Raw genomic sequence first — 1101 nt, forward strand, 5'->3', positions numbered from 1 at the left:
GTGAAGAGGCGAGCGGGGAGCGGGGGGCGGCGGAGGGGGTGCGCGAGGCGGTGAGCGGGCGGGGGCGTGCGGTGGTCGCGGGTGGGCAGCGATGGAAAACGCGCGGGAGATGGCGATGGGCGCGGAGGACGTGTAGAGTTCGGCCGTCATCTTGGCGATTGCGGCTCCCGCCTTTGGCCAGGCGATGCTCACCAAATCCGCACCCGTTCCCAAGGACGCGCTAGGGCAGCCGGACACGCTCGCGTCTCTGCGGACCATCAGCCTCCTCATGGTCGAACCACCCAAGGCCCGCGTCTACGCGATCCATGACAAGGTCACGATCATCATCTCGGAGTCGAGCTCGCAAATGAGCAAGCAGTCGCTCGACACGAAGAAAGACACGAGCGTCAAGGGGCAAGTCAATCGATTCCCGAACATCGGTGAACTGTTCCACGGGCAGATCAGCGACGTCACCGGCAGCCCGATCGTGGGCGTCGACGTCAGCAGCGCCAACAAGTTCAAAGGTGAGGGCACCTACGACCGCTCCGATCGGTTCAGCGATCGCGTCACGGCGACCGTCATCGACGTGAAGCCCAACGGCGTGCTCGTCCTCGAAGCGAAGCGCACCGTCAAGAAGGACGACGAGGAACAGTCCCTCGTGCTCAGCGGCGAGTGCCGACGCGAGGACGTGACGCAGAACAACACCGTGCTTTCAACGCAACTCGCCGAGTTGACGCTTGTGAGCAAGAACACGGGACAGGTGAAGGACAGCGCGACGAAGGGGTGGATCCCGCGCATCCTGGAAGCGATCTTCAACTTCTAGCACACGATGCCGTTGAGCCTTGCGCGCATGGATGCGTGTCTGGGTTCCGTTCACGCAGCATGGCGGGCAGTCTGGCACGGGGATTGCGTATTGAACGCGTAGTCCTTGGGCACCTGCGGGAGGATCCCGCTTGGAGCGACGCATGAATGCCTGGAAAATAGAGATCAGGAATCGCCGGCTGACGTTGCTTGCCGCATTGGTGGTATTGCTGGTTGCGGCGTCGTTTGCTCGCGCGACCACCGTCGTCGATCTCACGCGCATCAAGGGTGAGGGTGAACTCGTCCTTCGCGGGCTTGGGT

General features: G+C 63.1%; 1 protein-coding gene. It reads left to right on the forward strand.

Features of this window, described 5'->3' with window-relative positions; all coding sequences use genetic code 11:
* The first annotated feature begins 151 nt into the window (after window positions 1-151).
* Window positions 152-802 (forward strand): flagellar basal body L-ring protein FlgH, encoded by a 651-nt coding sequence (locus NJ959_RS29950; protein WP_254015406.1) that lies wholly within the window; start codon window positions 152-154, stop codon window positions 800-802.
* Window positions 803-1101 lie beyond the last annotated feature (299 nt).

This window comes from Limnofasciculus baicalensis BBK-W-15, assembly GCF_024178385.1.
GTDB lineage: Bacteria > Cyanobacteriota > Cyanobacteriia > Cyanobacteriales > Coleofasciculaceae > Limnofasciculus > Limnofasciculus baicalensis.